General features: G+C 64.2%; 23 protein-coding genes and 2 tRNA genes. 12 read left to right on the plus strand and 13 right to left on the minus strand.

The window, feature by feature from the left end; genetic code table 11:
* Positions 1-2: 2 nt before the first annotated feature.
* Together ACJ0G7_RS03950 and ACJ0G7_RS03955 are read left to right on the plus strand one after the other, a co-directional pair.
* The gene (locus ACJ0G7_RS03950) at positions 3-458 is read left to right on the plus strand and encodes a hypothetical protein (RefSeq protein ID WP_407395249.1); all 456 of its coding nucleotides are present in this window, start codon (positions 3-5) and stop codon (positions 456-458) included.
* Positions 445-852: a cytidine deaminase gene (locus ACJ0G7_RS03955; RefSeq protein WP_253912760.1), complete on the plus strand. Its 408-nt coding sequence runs from the start codon at positions 445-447 to the stop codon at positions 850-852. Before ACJ0G7_RS03950 ends, ACJ0G7_RS03955 begins: the two co-directional genes overlap by 14 nt.
* Here the strand turns inward: ACJ0G7_RS03955 and ACJ0G7_RS03960 are convergent.
* Entirely contained in the window at positions 845-1,339 is a 495-nt protein-coding gene (locus ACJ0G7_RS03960) for a nucleoside 2-deoxyribosyltransferase (RefSeq protein WP_407395250.1), read from the minus strand. The genes ACJ0G7_RS03955 and ACJ0G7_RS03960 overlap by 8 nt on opposite strands.
* Positions 1,339-1,734 (minus strand): phosphoribosyltransferase, encoded by a 396-nt coding sequence (locus ACJ0G7_RS03965; RefSeq protein WP_407395251.1) that lies wholly within the window; start codon positions 1,732-1,734, stop codon positions 1,339-1,341. Before ACJ0G7_RS03965 ends, ACJ0G7_RS03960 begins: the two co-directional genes overlap by 1 nt.
* 57 nt (positions 1,735-1,791) lie before the next feature.
* Here ACJ0G7_RS03965 and ACJ0G7_RS03970 point away from each other — a divergent pair, with 57 nt between their 5' ends.
* Entirely contained in the window at positions 1,792-2,040 is a 249-nt protein-coding gene (locus ACJ0G7_RS03970; protein WP_156957188.1) for a hypothetical protein, read from the plus strand.
* Positions 2,041-2,046: 6 nt separating this feature from the next.
* Here the strand turns inward: ACJ0G7_RS03970 and ACJ0G7_RS03975 are convergent, their stop codons facing one another.
* On the minus strand, positions 2,047-2,544 hold the full coding sequence (locus ACJ0G7_RS03975; RefSeq protein WP_043695511.1) for a YajQ family cyclic di-GMP-binding protein: 498 nt from the start codon (positions 2,542-2,544) through the stop codon (positions 2,047-2,049).
* A 58-nt stretch (positions 2,545-2,602) separates the two neighbouring features.
* Between ACJ0G7_RS03975 and ACJ0G7_RS03980 the strand changes: the two genes are divergently transcribed.
* Positions 2,603-3,055 (plus strand): MAPEG family protein, encoded by a 453-nt coding sequence (locus tag ACJ0G7_RS03980; RefSeq protein ID WP_043695508.1) that lies wholly within the window; start codon positions 2,603-2,605, stop codon positions 3,053-3,055.
* Here the strand turns inward: ACJ0G7_RS03980 and ACJ0G7_RS03985 are convergent, their stop codons facing one another.
* The 3 genes from ACJ0G7_RS03985 to ebsA are packed head-to-tail and all read right to left on the minus strand — an operon-like array spanning position 3,056 to position 5,104.
* Positions 3,056-3,589 (minus strand): DNA recombination-mediator protein A, encoded by a 534-nt coding sequence (locus ACJ0G7_RS03985; protein ID WP_043695505.1) that lies wholly within the window; start codon positions 3,587-3,589, stop codon positions 3,056-3,058.
* Positions 3,590-3,605: 16 nt separating this feature from the next.
* Positions 3,606-4,703, minus strand: coding sequence for a phosphotransacetylase family protein (locus ACJ0G7_RS03990; RefSeq protein WP_043695502.1), 1,098 nt, complete (start codon positions 4,701-4,703; stop codon positions 3,606-3,608).
* A 32-nt stretch (positions 4,704-4,735) separates the two neighbouring features.
* On the minus strand, positions 4,736-5,104 hold the full coding sequence (ebsA, locus tag ACJ0G7_RS03995) for a type IV pilus biogenesis protein EbsA (protein WP_407395252.1): 369 nt from the start codon (positions 5,102-5,104) through the stop codon (positions 4,736-4,738).
* Between the two features lie 33 nt (positions 5,105-5,137).
* Here ebsA and ACJ0G7_RS04000 point away from each other — a divergent pair, with 33 nt between their 5' ends.
* Positions 5,138-5,893, plus strand: coding sequence for an SDR family oxidoreductase (locus ACJ0G7_RS04000; RefSeq protein ID WP_043695496.1), 756 nt, complete (start codon positions 5,138-5,140; stop codon positions 5,891-5,893).
* Here the strand turns inward: ACJ0G7_RS04000 and map are convergent.
* Positions 5,874-6,713 (minus strand): type I methionyl aminopeptidase, encoded by an 840-nt coding sequence (gene map / locus ACJ0G7_RS04005; protein WP_043695492.1) that lies wholly within the window; start codon positions 6,711-6,713, stop codon positions 5,874-5,876. The genes ACJ0G7_RS04000 and map overlap by 20 nt on opposite strands.
* Positions 6,714-6,766: 53 nt before the next feature.
* Between map and ACJ0G7_RS04010 the strand changes: the two genes are divergently transcribed.
* The 6 genes from ACJ0G7_RS04010 (at position 6,767) to gltX (ending at position 9,648) form a co-directional block, all read left to right on the plus strand.
* On the plus strand, positions 6,767-7,051 hold the full coding sequence (locus ACJ0G7_RS04010; protein ID WP_043695490.1) for a hypothetical protein: 285 nt from the start codon (positions 6,767-6,769) through the stop codon (positions 7,049-7,051).
* A gap of 28 nt (positions 7,052-7,079) precedes the next feature.
* Positions 7,080-7,547 carry a 50S ribosomal protein L19 gene (gene rplS, locus ACJ0G7_RS04015; RefSeq protein ID WP_043695488.1) on the plus strand — a complete coding sequence of 156 codons (468 nt, stop codon included), beginning with the start codon at positions 7,080-7,082 and terminating at the stop codon, positions 7,545-7,547.
* A gap of 63 nt (positions 7,548-7,610) precedes the next feature.
* A tRNA-Trp gene (locus ACJ0G7_RS04020) sits at positions 7,611-7,683 on the plus strand.
* 36 nt (positions 7,684-7,719) lie between these two features.
* Positions 7,720-7,908: a hyperconserved protein Hcp gene (locus ACJ0G7_RS04025; RefSeq protein ID WP_006043540.1), complete on the plus strand. Its 189-nt coding sequence runs from the start codon at positions 7,720-7,722 to the stop codon at positions 7,906-7,908.
* A 211-nt stretch (positions 7,909-8,119) separates the two neighbouring features.
* A tRNA-Asp gene (locus ACJ0G7_RS04030) sits at positions 8,120-8,193 on the plus strand.
* A 21-nt stretch (positions 8,194-8,214) separates the two neighbouring features.
* The gene (gltX, locus tag ACJ0G7_RS04035; protein WP_043695485.1) at positions 8,215-9,648 is read left to right on the plus strand and encodes a glutamate--tRNA ligase; all 1,434 of its coding nucleotides are present in this window, start codon (positions 8,215-8,217) and stop codon (positions 9,646-9,648) included.
* Here gltX and ACJ0G7_RS04040 read toward each other — a convergent pair.
* Genes ACJ0G7_RS04040 through wecB form a run of 4 tightly spaced genes read right to left on the minus strand, consistent with a single transcriptional unit; the run spans position 9,595 to position 12,778 of the window.
* A complete protein-coding gene (locus ACJ0G7_RS04040) occupies positions 9,595-10,860 on the minus strand; it encodes a cation:proton antiporter (protein WP_407395253.1) in 1,266 nt (421 codons plus the stop codon). The two genes, gltX and ACJ0G7_RS04040, sit on opposite strands and share 54 nt — an antisense overlap.
* On the minus strand, positions 10,850-11,095 hold the full coding sequence (locus ACJ0G7_RS04045; RefSeq protein WP_043695479.1) for a hypothetical protein: 246 nt from the start codon (positions 11,093-11,095) through the stop codon (positions 10,850-10,852). The genes ACJ0G7_RS04040 and ACJ0G7_RS04045 overlap by 11 nt, the downstream gene beginning before the upstream one ends.
* Complete coding sequence (locus ACJ0G7_RS04050) at positions 11,095-11,763, minus strand: DUF1643 domain-containing protein (RefSeq protein ID WP_084188039.1); 669 nt, start codon at positions 11,761-11,763, stop codon at positions 11,095-11,097. The genes ACJ0G7_RS04045 and ACJ0G7_RS04050 overlap by 1 nt, the downstream gene beginning before the upstream one ends.
* Positions 11,666-12,778, minus strand: a complete 1,113-nt coding sequence (gene wecB, locus ACJ0G7_RS04055) for a non-hydrolyzing UDP-N-acetylglucosamine 2-epimerase (RefSeq protein ID WP_043695476.1) — start codon at positions 12,776-12,778, stop codon at positions 11,666-11,668. The genes ACJ0G7_RS04050 and wecB overlap by 98 nt, the downstream gene beginning before the upstream one ends.
* A gap of 70 nt (positions 12,779-12,848) precedes the next feature.
* Between wecB and ACJ0G7_RS04060 the strand changes: the two genes are divergently transcribed.
* Positions 12,849-13,988, plus strand: coding sequence for a type IV pilus twitching motility protein PilT (locus ACJ0G7_RS04060; protein ID WP_407395254.1), 1,140 nt, complete (start codon positions 12,849-12,851; stop codon positions 13,986-13,988).
* Positions 13,989-13,992: 4 nt separating this feature from the next.
* On the opposite strand, the gene ACJ0G7_RS04065 is transcribed toward ACJ0G7_RS04060, so the two are convergent.
* Together ACJ0G7_RS04065 and tsaD are read right to left on the minus strand one after the other, a co-directional pair.
* A complete protein-coding gene (locus ACJ0G7_RS04065) occupies positions 13,993-14,163 on the minus strand; it encodes a chlorophyll a/b-binding protein (RefSeq protein ID WP_043695470.1) in 171 nt (56 codons plus the stop codon).
* Between the two features lie 36 nt (positions 14,164-14,199).
* Positions 14,200-15,273, minus strand: a complete 1,074-nt coding sequence (tsaD, locus tag ACJ0G7_RS04070; protein WP_407395255.1) for a tRNA (adenosine(37)-N6)-threonylcarbamoyltransferase complex transferase subunit TsaD — start codon at positions 15,271-15,273, stop codon at positions 14,200-14,202.
* Positions 15,274-15,304: the final 31 nt, after the last annotated feature.

A 15,304-nucleotide genomic window follows, 5' to 3' on the forward strand; every position in this document is an offset into this window, starting at 1 on the left:
CGATGCTTCTGGCGGCGACTCCGGCGGTTCCTCCGCTTCTCTGCACCATCGAGGCCGTCCAGAGCCGATGGTCGCCCGGACCCATCCCAGGGGTGCGTGTGGTGCAGGGCCAGACCTTTGAGGTGCATCGGGAGGGAGCTGTTCACGTTTCACCCCGCTACGTCATCGAGAGCAGGCTCTCTGTGCTGGCCGACGACCTGCTGGCACCGGATGGGGTCGTTGCAGAGGACGGAACCGTCAGCTACCGCTGGTCATTCCAGGCCCTGATCGGCCCTGTCGCCACCGCCGTCAACCAGCAGCCCCGCGATGCCAAGGCCGTCGTGGAGGGCGATCTGAGCATCGGGTCGGATCTGCGGTTCAGTCTCCGCAACAGATCCACGCTGGTGGCGATCGGCCAGCACACACCCTTCACCCGTCTGGATGAAACAGCATCAGGTCGCTGCCTTGACCGATCCTGAACAGCTGCTGATCCGCGCCCGCTCTGCAGCACAGCGGGCCCATTGCCCCTACTCCAATTTCCGGGTGGGTGCGGCGGTTCTCTGTGCTGACGGCAGCGTCGTCGATGGCTGCAACGTGGAGAACGCCAGCTACGGGTTGAGCATCTGCGCCGAACGGGTGGCTCTGACGAGCGCTCTTGCCCAGGGAAAGCGGCCCACATCCCTTGCGGTGAGCTGCATCGATGCCAGCGACGAAACGGATGATCAGGCGGACACCGCAGCCCTGCGCATGCCCTGCGGAGCCTGCCGGCAGGTGATGCTGGAACTGCTGCCCAGCGATGCGGAGATCCACATCGACGGCGTCGGAAGCCGCCGCCTTGCAGCGTTGATCCCTCAGGGATTCCGTCTCAGCTGACAGCGGCCGTTGAAAGAGATCCGTCGTTCCGGGCCCAGCGTGCAAGGGCTTTGGAGGGATCGCCGATGGACGCCAGGCTCTCGTGAACATGGGCCTGCCAGTCCTGCTCCGGCAGGCCTGCGAACAGCATCAGATTGAGCGGGTAATGCTCGGAGTCCGTGCAGCGGCGGAAGTCGTCGCGGAACAGAAAGATCGGCTTGCCGAGAGCGATTGCGACGCCCAGTTCCACCATCACCCCCTCATCGGGAGGCGTTCCGTTCACGATGGCGAACAGCGCATCGGCATCCCGCACGTCCTGAACATCACGCTGGGCCACGCGATAGGCCCAGCCGGGTTCCGCCAGATCCACCTGACCGTTGCGGGCGAAGGGCTCCCAGACCTCCAGCCCAAGGGCTTCAAGCGCCTGGATGAATTCCGGCAGCAGCAGTCTCTTCCACTGTTCGGAGAACCCATACGGCGAGGCGAGGTAAATGGTCTTTGCCGCCATCACACCAGTCCACGAGCCTGTCGATAGGCCTGTTCGTCCACTCCGGCACGCTCGGCGTTCTCCCAAGGGAACACCAGCCAGTCATCGCGATCCGTGACTTCCACCGCCTCCCACCACTGCGTTGGCTGCTTGCTGACCCAGACCGCGAAGACTGCATCGGGCAGCTCCTGCCGCATCGCCGCCAGGGTCTTCCCTGTTTCATAGACCTCATCCACCACCAGACATGCCGAATCCGGGGTGGACAGCATCGGGAGTTCCAGCGCGTGGCTGAGGGCGACCGCAAGACACAGTCCACCCCGTGGAATCCCATGCACACCAGTGAAAGGATGTCCCTGAAAACGCTTGCTCAGAACGAGCACAGCCTGATCAAACTCGTTCCAGGTGAGCCGCCTCATGGCCGGAGCATGGCACAAGTCAATCTGAGATCAAGACGGCGAGCCGTCCTGCTGTTGGTGGGAACGTTTCTGATCATCCCCACCGTCAAAGCAGGGCCAACGCTGGGCCCGGACACGTGGCAGGACTTCATGGCCATGGCTGCTGTTCTGGAGCAGCAGGGGAACCAAAGGGATGCCTGCCGAACCGCCATGGCCATCGGCAGGAGCCTTGATGAGCATGAGGAAACCGAGCTGGAGCTGGCCTGGATGCCATCCGTCGGCCGGTACTGCGGTGCGATGCCGGCCGTTGAGACCCCGTCGAAGTGATCGGGATCAGCGGTAGTTCTCGAACTGCAGAGGGACATCCAGTTCATCCTCCTTGCTCTTCACCAGCTGGATCGCCACCTGGAGGTCGTCCTTGCTCTTGCCGGTGATGCGAACGCTTTCCCCCTGAATCGCCACAGTGACCTTCTTCAGCTCATCGCGCACGATCTTGCTCAGCTTCTTGGCGATCTCCTGGCTGAGTCCCTTGCGAAGCTTCACCACCTGCTTGACCCGGTTGCCACCGACGCTCTCCGGGTCCTGAAAGTCGAAGATCTTCAGCGAAAGATTGCGCTTGGTCGCCTTGGCGCGAAGCACGTCCTCCACCGCCTGAAGCGTCATATCACTGGCGGTGGTGATCACCAGTTCGGTCTCCTCGAGGTCGATCTCGGTCTTGGAATCCTTGAGGTCGTAGCGGGTTCCCACATCCCGACGCACCTGATCAAGGGTGTTCACCAGCTCCTGCCGGTCGAAATCGGACACCACATCAAAGGAGTAGGTGCTGGCCATGGCTCGCGTTTGCTCGACTCTTCAGCTTAGAAACCCTCCTGTTACGGGACCGCTCTCCATGTCGCTGCTGCAGTTGTTCACCGCCACGGATGCCGCGCCCTACGCCTGGTCCCTGGTGCTCGCAGGAGGGACGGTGCTGGCCAGCCTGATTCCCCTGGGCGCTGCCCGCTCAGCTGCCGACTTCGAGATCCAGGACATGGCGGCTCCCCGCGCCATGTTCGAACGCTTCCCGGACTGGGGGAAGCGGGCCAGCTGGGCTCATCAGAACAGCTTTGAAGCGTTCACCCTGCATGCGCCGGCTGCGCTGCTGGCTCTGATCGGCTCCCTCCATAGCGGAGCGCTTCCCGCTGCTGCCATCGTTGCCGCCTTCGCCCACCCAGCGCTTCGGGTGGCCTACATCGCTGCTTATGTCGGCAATGTTCCGCCCCTGCGTGGACTCTGCTGGGCCAGCGGACTCATCTGCAGCGGGCTTCTCTACAGCGAGGGACTGAAAGCGCTGATCAGCAACTGATCAGTCGAAATAGAGCAGACTCACCACCTTGCCCATGTCCTCGGCGGTGCGACAGCTGGCCAGAAGGGTTTCACTGTCGTGAAAGGCCAGACAGATCAGCTGATCGCAGCGGTTGATGATCTCCTGATTGCAGAGGCTGCTGGCCATCGGCAACGGCAGATCATCCTGCTCGGGCTTCTCGATCAAGTGCAGCACCCGATCCAGCAGATCACGGATTTCGACCGGCTGACGATCCAGGCTCTGGGGAAGCAGAACCGTGAGCTGGGACGGTTCGATCTCCAGAACGCCACGGATGACGGCCGCATTGACCCCCTGCGAGCCGGACGTGATCAGCGAATGCCCCTCCTGTACGAGGGAGCGCGCCACAAGCTCGATCAGATGGATCGCAACCACCGGCACATGGCGGCTGCCGAGCACAGCGATGCGGCGCTTTCCCTTGTCCTGCAGCAGCGCCAGCTCCTGAGCCAGGGTGTCCACCCGATCAAGAGAAGGAAGATCTAGAGACTGACCCAAGGACAACCCACCGGTCCTCATCGGAAACTAGCAACGTTCAAACCGTTGCTGCCTGCAGGTTCAGTGCTGCGAACAGACGATCCAGGCGGCAGTGCTCCTCGACGAGCCGGAAGGCATAGGTGGCTTTCACCGCTTCATGCAGCCGCACATGGCCGAAGGCCTGCTCGATCACCTCGACCGTCGCCAGCGTGTCGTGCTCAACCTTCAGCAGCGGAACATCCAGTTCTTCTGCCCGGCTGATCAGCTGTGGCAACGGTTCTCCAGCACCGGTGAGAATCAGACACTGGGTCGAGGCCTCGAGAGCCGCCAGCTGGATATCCGTGCGGTCAGCCCCGGTCACCACCGCCATGTTGCGGCGCCTCCGGAAGAACTCCATGGCGGAATTCACATTCATCGCGCCGATGCTCAGCGTCTCCACCAGCAGCTCCTGACGATCGGCGCAGCAGATCACCCGCGCCTCCAGACGTCGCACCAGTTCTCCGACGGTGACGCTGCGCAGCAGCGGCGAGCGGGGCATGACTCCAAACACCACCAGGCCGAGATTCGCCAGAGCCGGCACCACCTGCCGCTCGAGGCTTTCCACCTCATCAGGGGTGACGGCGTTGAGCACAACTCCCACCAGGCGGTCGCCGAGGATCTGTTTCGCCGCCAGCAAGGGCTCCACGCTGCGGCTGTCCTGCCAGAGATGCACCAGCACCACCTTGGCTTCGAGACCCTCGGCCAGCTGCGGCAGGCTCAGTCCGTAGAGCAGACCTTCCTGCAGGGACCCGGCGCACTCCAGCAGGGTCAGGCCTGGATCGTTCGCGACCTGTTGACGCAGTTGGTCGAATCCTTCACCAGGGTTCAGCTGACCCTGACCGAGACGAAGGGTGGCCGTCGTCGGTGACAGCAGATGGAGCGAGGAGATCAGTCGATCGGAGGACAGCCCCAGGGTGTCGCCGACGAAACGCACGTCATCGTCGATCAGGGGCTGAGGCAGAGGTCCCTTGTCGGGGTCCCAGTCGAGGCTGGTGGCCAGGGGCTTGCCAAAACGGATCGGAAGTCCGGACTGAATCAGCTGCTGGGCGATGCCCAACACCAGGGCCGATTTGCCGCTGAAGGGTTCACAGGATCCGATCAACAGAGTCGTTCCCATGAACTGATGCCGATCCGCCTTCCGCATCGAATCTAGGCGTCAGCTGCGGAAGGATCAGCACCCGTCAGCAACCATCTCCAGAAGCTGTCGGGCAGATCCGAGCCTGCCCCCCCGGAATCGGAACGATCCATCAGCCAGTCCACGAGCTGATGGGTGAGCAGCTCGAAGCGGTACGTGATGTCGGGCTGATCGGGGAACGCCAGTTCACAGTGCGCGATCTCCAGCGGCGCATGCACGGCGCTCCAGCTCAACCGGAAGCGATGACCACGCCCCCCGTGAACGGGACGCAGGCCGTCCAGACGGCGACCCGCCAGCACCTGGAGGGCCTCCTGCAAGTCCTGTTCCCTGGAGAGGCCTCCGCAGTAGGGAGCGAACAGTGCCAGCAGGGCGGCATCAGACAATCGCGGCGCCATCTGCGTACTGATGAGCCAAGGATGCCCCAAGCTGATGCCATGGCCCAGACCCTGCGATCCGAGACGCGCTGGAGCGGACGCCGCATCGGCATCACCGGGGCCCGGGGCAGGCTTGGACAAGCTCTGGGGCTGGAACTCCAGGCCCGTGGGGCCCATGTGGTCGGCCTCACCCACAGTCCTGAGCGCTCATCCTCCGCATCCGCTCCTGACTTCGAGTGGGTGGTGTGGCGGTGCGGGGAGGAGAAGGCACTTGATGACTGCCTGGCTGCACTGGACATCCTTGTCATCAATCACGGCGTCAATCCGCAGGGTGCACAGGACCCGGAGACCTTGAACCGGGCGATCGAGGTCAATGCCCTCAGTGCCTGGAGACTGATGCAGCGGTTCGAAGCCTGCGCGAAGGCATCGGCAGGGGGGAACCGCCGCGAAGTGTGGGTGAACACCTCGGAGGCTGAAATCCAGCCGGCGGTGAGTCCCGCCTATGAGCTGAGCAAGCGCCTGATCGGTCAGCTGGTGAGCCTGCGCGGCGCCAACCTCGACCCGAACCTGCGGGAGCATCTGGTGATCCGCAAGCTGGTGCTGGGTCCATTCCGATCGGAGCTGAACCCGATCGGCGTGATGTCAGCGGAGTTCGTGGTGCGCCAGGTGCTGATGCAGGTCGGTCTCGGTCTGCGGCTGGTGATCGTCACACCGAACCCGTTGACCTATGTGCTGATGCCGCTGACGGAACTCGGGCGATGGGTGTACAGCCGTTCGCTCAGTCGCCACGGTCCGTGAGGATCTCGCAGCCATCACTGGTCACGAGGACCGTGTGCTCCCACTGGGCGGACAGCGACCCGTCGCGGGTGACCACGGTCCAGCGGTCCCGGAGCGTGCGGCAGACCTTGCTGCCCGCGTTGAGGATCGGCTCGACCGCGAGGGTCATGCCAGGCCGCAGGGTGAGGTTCGGCAGTTCATCGGTACGGAAGTTGAACACCGAAGGCTCTTCATGCAGATTCCTGCCGACCCCGTGGCCGGTGTAGTCCTCCACCACGCTGAAACCGTTGGCCCTCACGTGATCTTCGACGGCACCTGCGATATCGAGAAGGGTGTTGCCGGCCTTGATCTGGCCGAGACCGGCCATCAGAGACTCCCGCGCGACGCGACTGAGGGTCTGAGCCTCGGGAGAGGCCTCCCCGACGCAGATCGTGACGCAGCTGTCGCCGTGGTAACCCTCGAAATAAGCACCCGTGTCGACCTTCAGCAGATCACCCTTGTGAATCACCCTCTTGGGGCTGGGGATGCCATGCACCACTTCGTTGTTGATGCTGGCGCAGATGCTTGCGGGGAACCCGTGGTAACCCTTGAAGCTGGGGGTGGCTCCCATCTCGCGGATGCGGCGTTCGGCGAAGGCGTCGAGATCGCCAGTGGTCTGGCCGGGCTCCACCATCGCCATCACTTCGCGGAGCACGGTGGCCACGATGCTGCTGGCCTGGCGCATGATCTTCACTTCCCGGGCCGATTTGATCTCCACACCCCGGCGTTTCTGGATGCGTGGACCGGTGGCGGTGGCACGGGAGGTCTGCGTGGTGCTGAGCAATTCGGCGAACAGGTTCATCACCCAACTCCATATCCGTCACGCTATCAACAGCGATTGAAGCGGTGACAGTCATGAGCCTGCTTGTGCGCGTGCGCGAACTGCATCGGCGCATCGCCCCCCTTGTGGTGCTGCCCCTGCTGATCACCGTGTGCTCCGGTGTCAGCTATCGACTGGCCCGGGACTGGTTCGGCGCCAGCCGCGACCAGGTGCACTGGCTGATGGCTCTGCATGAAGGTGAATGGCTCGGGGCGACGCTGGAGCCGGTGGTGGTCCTCCTCAACGCCATCGGTCTGCTCTGGATGCTGGTGACCGGTGCAGGAATGCTGATCGGGCAATGGCGCCGGAAGGTACACTGATTGTTTGGCGATTCAACGCGGAGCTGGGATGGCAGCCGATCCGAAGGACACGACGGTGGCGGACGAGAGCACAGAGACCTCGGAAGAGGTGGTGACCACCGAGGCGCCGGCGGAAGCCAGTGCGGCACCAGCCCGCAGACTCAGCCCGGAAGAGCTGATCCGCGGTTTCGAGGCAGACCAGCTGAAGGCGGAACTTCCCGACATCTACGTGGGTGACACGGTGCGGGTGGGCGTGCGCATCAGCGAGGGCAACAAGGAGCGGGTGCAGCCCTACGAAGGGGTGGTGATCTCCAAGCGCCATGGCGGCATGAATGAAACGATCACCGTGCGCAGGATCTTCCAGGGCATCGGTGTGGAAAGGGTCTTCATGCTGCACAGCCCCCAGGTGGCCTCGATCAAAGTTGAGCGGCGCGGTAAAGTACGCAGGGCGAAGCTTTTCTATCTGCGGGAACGGGTGGGCAAGGCCACCCGCGTGAAGCAGCGCTTCGATCGCTGAGGTTTCGACCTCGTTCAATCCAGTCGCCATCACATTGATGATGGTCAGGGGGTTCATCGCCTTGCGCCGTTAGTTCAGTTGGTAGAACGCAGGTCTCCAAAACCTGATGTCGGGGGTTCGAGTCCTCCACGGCGCGTCCGATGACCCCCAGTGCAGTTTCCCGGTTCTGAGCATGGAGTTGGATCTTCAACCAGGTGATGTTGTGAAGGTGCTCGAGTCAGCCGCCCTCGGCTGGGTCCGTGCCCGCGTCATCCGCGTCAAGTCAGGTGGTCGTGTGGTCGTGCAGAGCGACCAGGGTCGGGAATTCACGGCCCGTGGAAACCAGGTGCGCCTCATCGAGCCCGCTGGATTCAGGCCCTGAGGTCTGCTCGACAACGTTCACACGCATGATCCCGATGGCCGTGCCATCGGGATTTTTCTGTTGCAACGGCGTCGACATGGCTTCGCTGACACACTCCGTTCGCGTGCTGAAACGTGTTGACGGAGGGCATGCCGACAGTCGATACTTCTGATGTCGCGCAGGCGACACAGTTCAGGTTTCGCCGGGCGAGCTCCGGTTCCGAGGCCGATCTGGGACCGTAGTTCAACCGGTTAGAGCACCGCCCTGTCACGGCGGAAGTTGCGGGTTCGAATCCCGTCGGTCCCGTTCTCACCATCCTGTGTCGCCATGGTGCGCGTTCGTCTGGCCCCCAGCCCCACGGGCACGCTTCACATCGGCACGGCAAGAACTGCAGTTTTCAACTGGCTTTTCGCCAGAAATCAGAAGGGCAGCTTCCTGCTTCGCATCGAGGACACCGACAAGGAGCGCTCCAAACCCGAATTCACCCAGAACATCCTCGAAGGCCTCCAGTGGCTTGGCATCGACTGGGACGAGGAACCCGTGATCCAGAGCGAGCGGGTGGAGCAGCATCGCGACGCCATCCGGATCCTGCTCGAGCAGGGGCTCGCCTATCGCTGTTACGCCAGCGAGCAGGAGCTGGAGGCCATGCGGGAAGCCCAGAAGGCCGCCAACCAAGCGCCTCGGTATGACAACCGTCACCGGCACCTCACGCCGGAACAGGAAGAGGCCTTCCAACTTGAGGGTCGGGAAGCCGTCATCCGCTTTCGCATTGATGACTCCGCGGAGATCCGCTGGACGGATCTCGTGCGAGGACCGATGAGCTGGCGCGGAGCCGACCTCGGCGGCGACATGGTGATCGCCCGCAGAGCTGCTGCGGATCAGATCGGCGACCCTCTTTACAACCTCGTCGTGGTTGTCGATGACGCCGCCATGGCCATCACCCATGTGATCCGTGGTGAAGACCACATCGCCAACACCGCCAAACAGCTGCTGCTCTATCAGGCTCTGGGACTGGCAGTTCCGGCCTTCGCCCACGCGCCGCTGATCCTCAACGCGGAGGGCCGGAAGCTGTCCAAGCGGGACGGTGTGACATCGATCAACGACTTCCGCGCGATGGGCTACACCCCTGAAGCGATCGCCAACTACATGACCCTGCTGGGCTGGTCCGTGCCCGAAGGGATGGAGGAACGCTTCACCCTGCCGGAGGCTGCTGAGGTGTTCAGCTTCGAGCGGGTCAACAAGGCGGGCGCGCGCTTTGACTGGGACAAGCTCAACTGGCTCAATGCCCAGGTGCTGCATGGCCTGAGCAGCGAACTGCTGCTCAGCTGCCTCAGGCCTCTCTGGGAGCAGCGCGGGTGGCAGCTGCCCGCATCGGCCGACTGGGGGCTTGACCTCTGCACCCTCCTGGGGCCGTCCCTGACCCTGATCGAGGACGGTGTCGATCAGGCCCGCCCCTTCTTCGAACGCCCTGGCCTGGAGGCTGATGCGGAGAAACAGCTGGAGGTGGAGGGGGCCGCAGCGGCGATCAAGGCCCTGGCGGACGCTCTGCACGCCTCCCCCTGGAACGGGGATGACCCGGCACGGGGGCAGATCCTGCTCGCAGACGCCGCCAAGGCTGCAGGCGTGAAGAAGGGCGTGATCATGAAATCCCTGCGTGCCGCGCTGCTCGGTCGCCTGCAGGGGCCTGATCTGCTCACGACCTGGTCGCTACTGGCCAGGATCGGCGAGGACCTGCCCAGACTTGAACGCTGTCTCAGCTGAGGCCACGGGTTCGTCCGGCTCCGGCTCGATCAGTCCAAGGGCCCGGGCAAGCGGCTGGGCCGTCAAGCCCTGCAGACCCACCGTCATCAGGATGGTCAGGAACACAAGGCCCTGAAGTCGGCCGGCCCCAAGGATCCCGGCCTGTTCCAGGCGGATCGAGAACAGCGAGGCCACCGACGCGGTGACGATGCCCCGTGGTGCAAGCCAGCCCAGGAAGAATCTCTGACGACCGTTCAGAGGGAGTCCGGCAGTGGCCACCCCCACGGAGATCGGACGCACCACCAGCATCAGGGCCAGGACACAGCTGATGCCGCCCCAGCCGAGAGGACTCAACTCCGCCCAGGAGACGTCTGCGGCCAGCAAGGGGAACAGCATCGTGATCGCCAGCTGGGCCAGCTCCTGGATCAGAACATCCAGATCCGCAGTGTTCGTGGCTGGCCGTCGGCCCACGACGATGCCGGCAGCGACGGAGGCCGGCAGAGCGGATTCCGGCAGCAACCATTCACTGACGCCGTACATCAGGAACAGCATCCCCAGCGTGAGCTGCAACGGCAGACCGGACGCCTGATCGGGTTTCAGCCGGCGCAGCATCTCCGAGAGCAGCCAGCCGACACCGGCACCGATCAGCACCCCGCCGCCGAGGCGCAGCAGCAGACCGACCACCAGCTCCCGCCAGCCGTGCAGATCCCCCAGCACCAGCTCCAGCAGCAGCAGCGCCAGCACCGCTCCGATCGGCTCCAGAACGAGACCCTCTGCCTCGAGAATGTCCCCGAGCGGTGAGGCCAGACGCATCTGACGCACCAGAGGCGTCACCACCGTCGGCCCTGTGGCCAGGACGATGGCACTGAACACGGCAGCCACTGACCAGTTCAATCCGGCCAGCCAGTGGGCTGCCATGAGCCCCGCTCCCAGAGAGATCAGCAGGCGCAGAACAGCGATCCGCTGCACCGTGGTCTTGATCGTCTCGCCAGGGAAACGCAGGTTGAGTCCACCATCGAAGAGCACCAGGCTCACCAGCAACCCCACCACGGTTCCCAGACCGGAACCCAGATCCAGCGGCTCCACCAGTCCGAGGCCGGAACGTCCGATCAGCAGTCCGGAGAGCAGAAGCAGCACCACTCCAGGCAGTTTGGACACAGCCGCCAGCAGCCTTGCCCCGGCGCCGGCGAAGACGGTCACTCCCCAGAGCAGGCCAAGCCGTTCAGGCGTCATCGACCGAGGAGAACTGAGGTTCAACACGGACGCCGATCACTGCTTCCGGACGAACCACCAGATACTCGCCCTCCAGATCACTGATGGGAACGTTGACGAAACCGGCCTGACCACTCGCGTTCACGATGCCCTGGTACCACTCCTGAAAGGTCTCGAGTTTGGGGAAGTGGACCCGTTCGGTCTGCCCGCCGACCAGGTGGAGATGCACGGCGTAGCGGCGGGGTTTGCGGGGCATCAGCGAGGTCGTCGGACCGCGGAGGTGGTCTCAGGATGACGGATGATCTGGGCCTCTGCCCAGGCGAACGGCTTGAGCACAGCCTGGGACGGTGAATAGAGGGGATGGCGGGGATGACCGCCCCGGGTGAGAGCGATGGTCAACGGGCCCGACGCCGTCGGATGACATCGCTGCCGTTCCGCCATGCAGGGCAGCAACAGGGAACGCACGGCCTGATCCCGGTGCCGCCAGCATCCACCGGCCCCCCAACCGCACCAGAGATCCCATTCAGGCCGCTGCGTCCAGCCTGAGCACCACTGCTCCAGCACGGCATCATTCCTGGCCCCGACAGGATCCTGGACGCGGCGCAGCGCCGCCGGCGATGGAGAGATCCGAGCGAACAGGTTGAGCACCAGAAGCTCCCGGTAGCCCCACCCCCGGGCGAAACCGATCAGTCGCCGCAGGGTGGGGTCATCGCGGCGGCCATCTGCCCGCGAGGGATTCAGGCCGATGAACAGCAACAGGCCATCCCCCTGCTCCCAGCGCCTGCGAAGCCACCATCTGTAGTGACCGTCGTCGCTGATGAACGCCTCAGACGCCGAGATGCTCGCGGCAGAGAGACAGGATTCTGACGCTGGCCTGGCCGTCCCCGAAGGGATTGACCGCCCGCGACATCGCTCCGTAGGCATCGGCATCGTCAAGGAGACGGGAGGCCTCTTCCAGGATGGCGGAGGGCTCGGTTCCAACCAAGCGGGCCGTTCCCGCTTCCACCGCCTCGGGGCGTTCCGTGGTCCGGCGCAGCACCAGAACCGGCTTGCCAAGAGCAGGCGCTTCCTCCTGCAGGCCTCCGGAGTCAGTGAGCAGCAGCGTGCAGCCCCTCATGGCCGCCACCAGTCGGTCGTAATCCAGCGGCTCCGTCAGCACCACGCGGGGATGATCCCCGAGCATCTCCCGCAGTGGTTCCCGCACGGTCGGATTGCGATGAAGCGGCAGCAGCAGGGCGGTGTCGGGATGGCGATCAAGCACCTGAAGCATCCCGCTGGCGATGTCCCTGAGGCGATCGCCCCAGTTCTCCCGTCGATGAACCGTGGCGAGGATCACGCGCTGGGTCTGCCAGTCGAGCCCGTCGAAACAGACATCGGGGGCCGATTCCGCCATCAGCAGCAGTGCATCGATGACCGTGTTCCCGGTGACACTGACGCGCCCCACGACACCCGAGGCCTGCAGATTCAGCTCCGCCTTGGGCGTCGGGGCGAAATGGAGGCTGGCGATCTGGGAGATCAGTCGACGGTTCGCCTCCTCCGGGAAGGGGTCGAGCAGGTTGTCGGTGCGCAGGCCGGCTTCCACGTGACCGACGGGGATCTGCTCGTAGAAGGCCGCCAGTCCGGCAGCGAATGCCGTCGTTGTATCCCCCTGCACCAGCACCAGCTGAGGCGGATATGCCTGGAAGTCATCCCGCAGGCCGTTCAGGGCAGCACAGGTCACATGGGTGAGCGTCTGACGGGGGGCCATCAGATCCAGATCACGATCTGCCTTGAGACCGAACAGATCCATCACCTGCGTCACCATCTCGCGATGCTGACCGGTGAGCACCACCCGGGTGCGCAGAGCCTCGCAGGCCTGAAATGTGCGGATCACGGGTGCCAGCTTGATCGCCTCCGGGCGGGTGCCCAGAACGATCGTGACCCGAGGCTGATCAGCCATGACGGTCGACGGTTCGTGCGGATCTTACGGGCGTTTGTCGGCATCCTTGAGACACCGGAACGGTGTTGCCGTGGCTCAGCCCGTCTTTCCTCCCAGCTTCCCGCCGCGGCCTGCGGTCACCTCGAGCGCACCGGCGGCAGCCACGGACGCATCCCCCAGCCTGGAAGCGATCGTGCGAGTGGCCCATGAGGAAGGTCATTCCGATGTGCATCTCGGTGTCGGGGAATCTCCCCGGTACCGGGCTCGTGGCGAGATGCAGCAGACAGACTGGCCGGTCACCGATCAGAGCGTGTTTCAACGCTGGCTGGGGGAGATCCTCTCGCCGCAGCAGATCGATGCCTTTTTCCGGGAGAAGGAATTCGACGGCTCCCATGCCTTTCCGTTCGTGAGGGTCAGGATCAACCTGCTGGATTCACTGCGGGGACCGGCGATGGTGCTGCGGCTGATCCCCCAGACGATCCTCACCATGGAGCAGCTGAACCTGCCGGCGATCCTGCAGGAGCTGGCGGGGCGTCCAAAGGGGCTGATCCTGGTGACCGGCCCCACCGGGTCCGGCAAGAGCACGACCCTGGCAGCGATGATCGACTGGATCAATCGCAACGAAACCCGTCACATCCTCACGATTGAGGACCCCGTGGAATTCGTGCACGAAAGCCGGAGATCACTGATCCGGCATCGGGAGGTGGGATTGCACACCCTGAAGTTCCACAACGCCCTGCGGGCCGCGCTGAGGGAGGACCCTGACGTGATCCTGGTCGGCGAGATCCGCGACCGGGAAACCCTCTCCACGGCTCTGGAGGCTTCCCAGACCGGTCACCTGGTGTTCGGCACTCTGCACACCAATTCGGCGGTCAAGACGGTGGAACGGGTGCTGGGCATGTTCCCGCCCGAAGAGCAGGACAGCATTCGTCGGTCTCTCTCCGAGTCGTTGCTCGGGGTGATTGCCCAGGGGCTGATCCGCACCACGGATGGCAAGCGTGCGGCGTACCACGACATCCTGATCAACACAGACGCCTGCAAGGACTACATCCAGCGGGGCGCTCTCGATGAAGTCGAGGAAATCATGGAGCGCAGCGGGTTCGACGGAATGGTGACCACCAATCAATCGCTGCAGGTTCTGGTCGAGGCAGGACGGGTGGAGGCTGAACAGGCGGTTGCCGTGAGCCTCAGGCCGAACGAACTGGCTCAGGCCCTCCGAGGGCGCAGCTGAACCATCAGGCTCCGAACAGGCGCACCAGCAGCAGCACCGCGATGCCTGCCGAGAGACCGATCATCGCGAGGCGACCGTTCCAGATCTCCGCCTGAGGTGTGAAACCTCGACGCCAGGCGTTCAGTTCATCGGAACCGACAGGTTCCTGCGTCGCGTTGCCGGTCTGTTCCGCCATGGGGATGGAACGTTTGCGCCACCTTAAGGGGATTCTTCAGAAAGCCGGCACGTCTCCGTAGAGCTCATCGGCGCGCTGCAGTGGCCAGCGGGCCGAAACGCCGGTCTCAGGAGAACTGAACCGCCGGCCCCTGGACAGACGCTCCAGCGCAGCGGCTCCGATCATCGCCGCGTTGTCGGTGCAGTAGGCCAGCGGAGCGATGGAGACCGAAACCCCGACGGCCTTTGCCCTTTCCTGCATCTTCAGGCGAAGCCGACGGTTGGCGGCAACCCCTCCGACCATCACAAGACGTTGAAGCCCGTGATCCCGGGCACAGCGCAGGCTGCGTTCCACCAGCACATCAGCGACCACGGCCTCGAAGCTGGCGGCGAGATCGGCGAGCGGCAGAGGTTCCCCCGATGCCCGAAGCGTCTGCACGCTGCGCAGCATCGCCGTCTTCAGACCGCTGAAGGAGAAGTCGTAGGGGTGAAACCCGCCTCCCGGAAGCGAGATACGACCCTTCGGCAGAGCGAAGCGGGAGGCGTCACCGTCGGTGGCCAGCTCCTGGATCGCAGGTCCTCCGGGGTATCCGAGCCCGAGCAGGCGGGCGACCTTATCGAAGGCCTCACCGGCCGCATCGTCATGGCTGCGGGCCAGACGGTCCATGGCACCTGTCTGATCGACCTGGATCAGCTCGGTGTGGCCTCCGCTGACAAGCAACACCAGATAAGGGGGACGCGGAGCCAGCTCACTCAGCTGCACGGAGGCCAGATGCCCCTCGAGGTGATGGATGGCGAGGAAGGGGCGATCGTGTAGGGCCGCAAGGGTGCGGCCGGTGACGGAAGCCACCATCAGCGCTCCGGCCAGGCCGGGCGTGACCGTCGCGGCCACGGCGTCGAGCTGATCGAAGCCGATCCCGCTGTCGGAGACAACGGCTTCAATCAGCTGCGGCAGAGCTTCCACGTGGCGGCGCGATGCAATCTCAGGGACGACACCACCCCATTGCGCGTGCTCCTCGACCTGGGAGGCGATCCGAGAGGAACGGACCTCCACAACCCCGTTCTCGCTCCGCGTGACGATCGCCGCGGCCGACTCGTCACAACTTGTTTCGAGGGCCAGCACCGAGGTCATGGTGGTCAGGGCCCTCCCCTACTGTCCGCAA

The sequence above is a fragment of the Parasynechococcus sp. genome, from assembly GCF_045559935.1.
Classification (GTDB): Bacteria; Cyanobacteriota; Cyanobacteriia; order PCC-6307; family Cyanobiaceae; genus Parasynechococcus.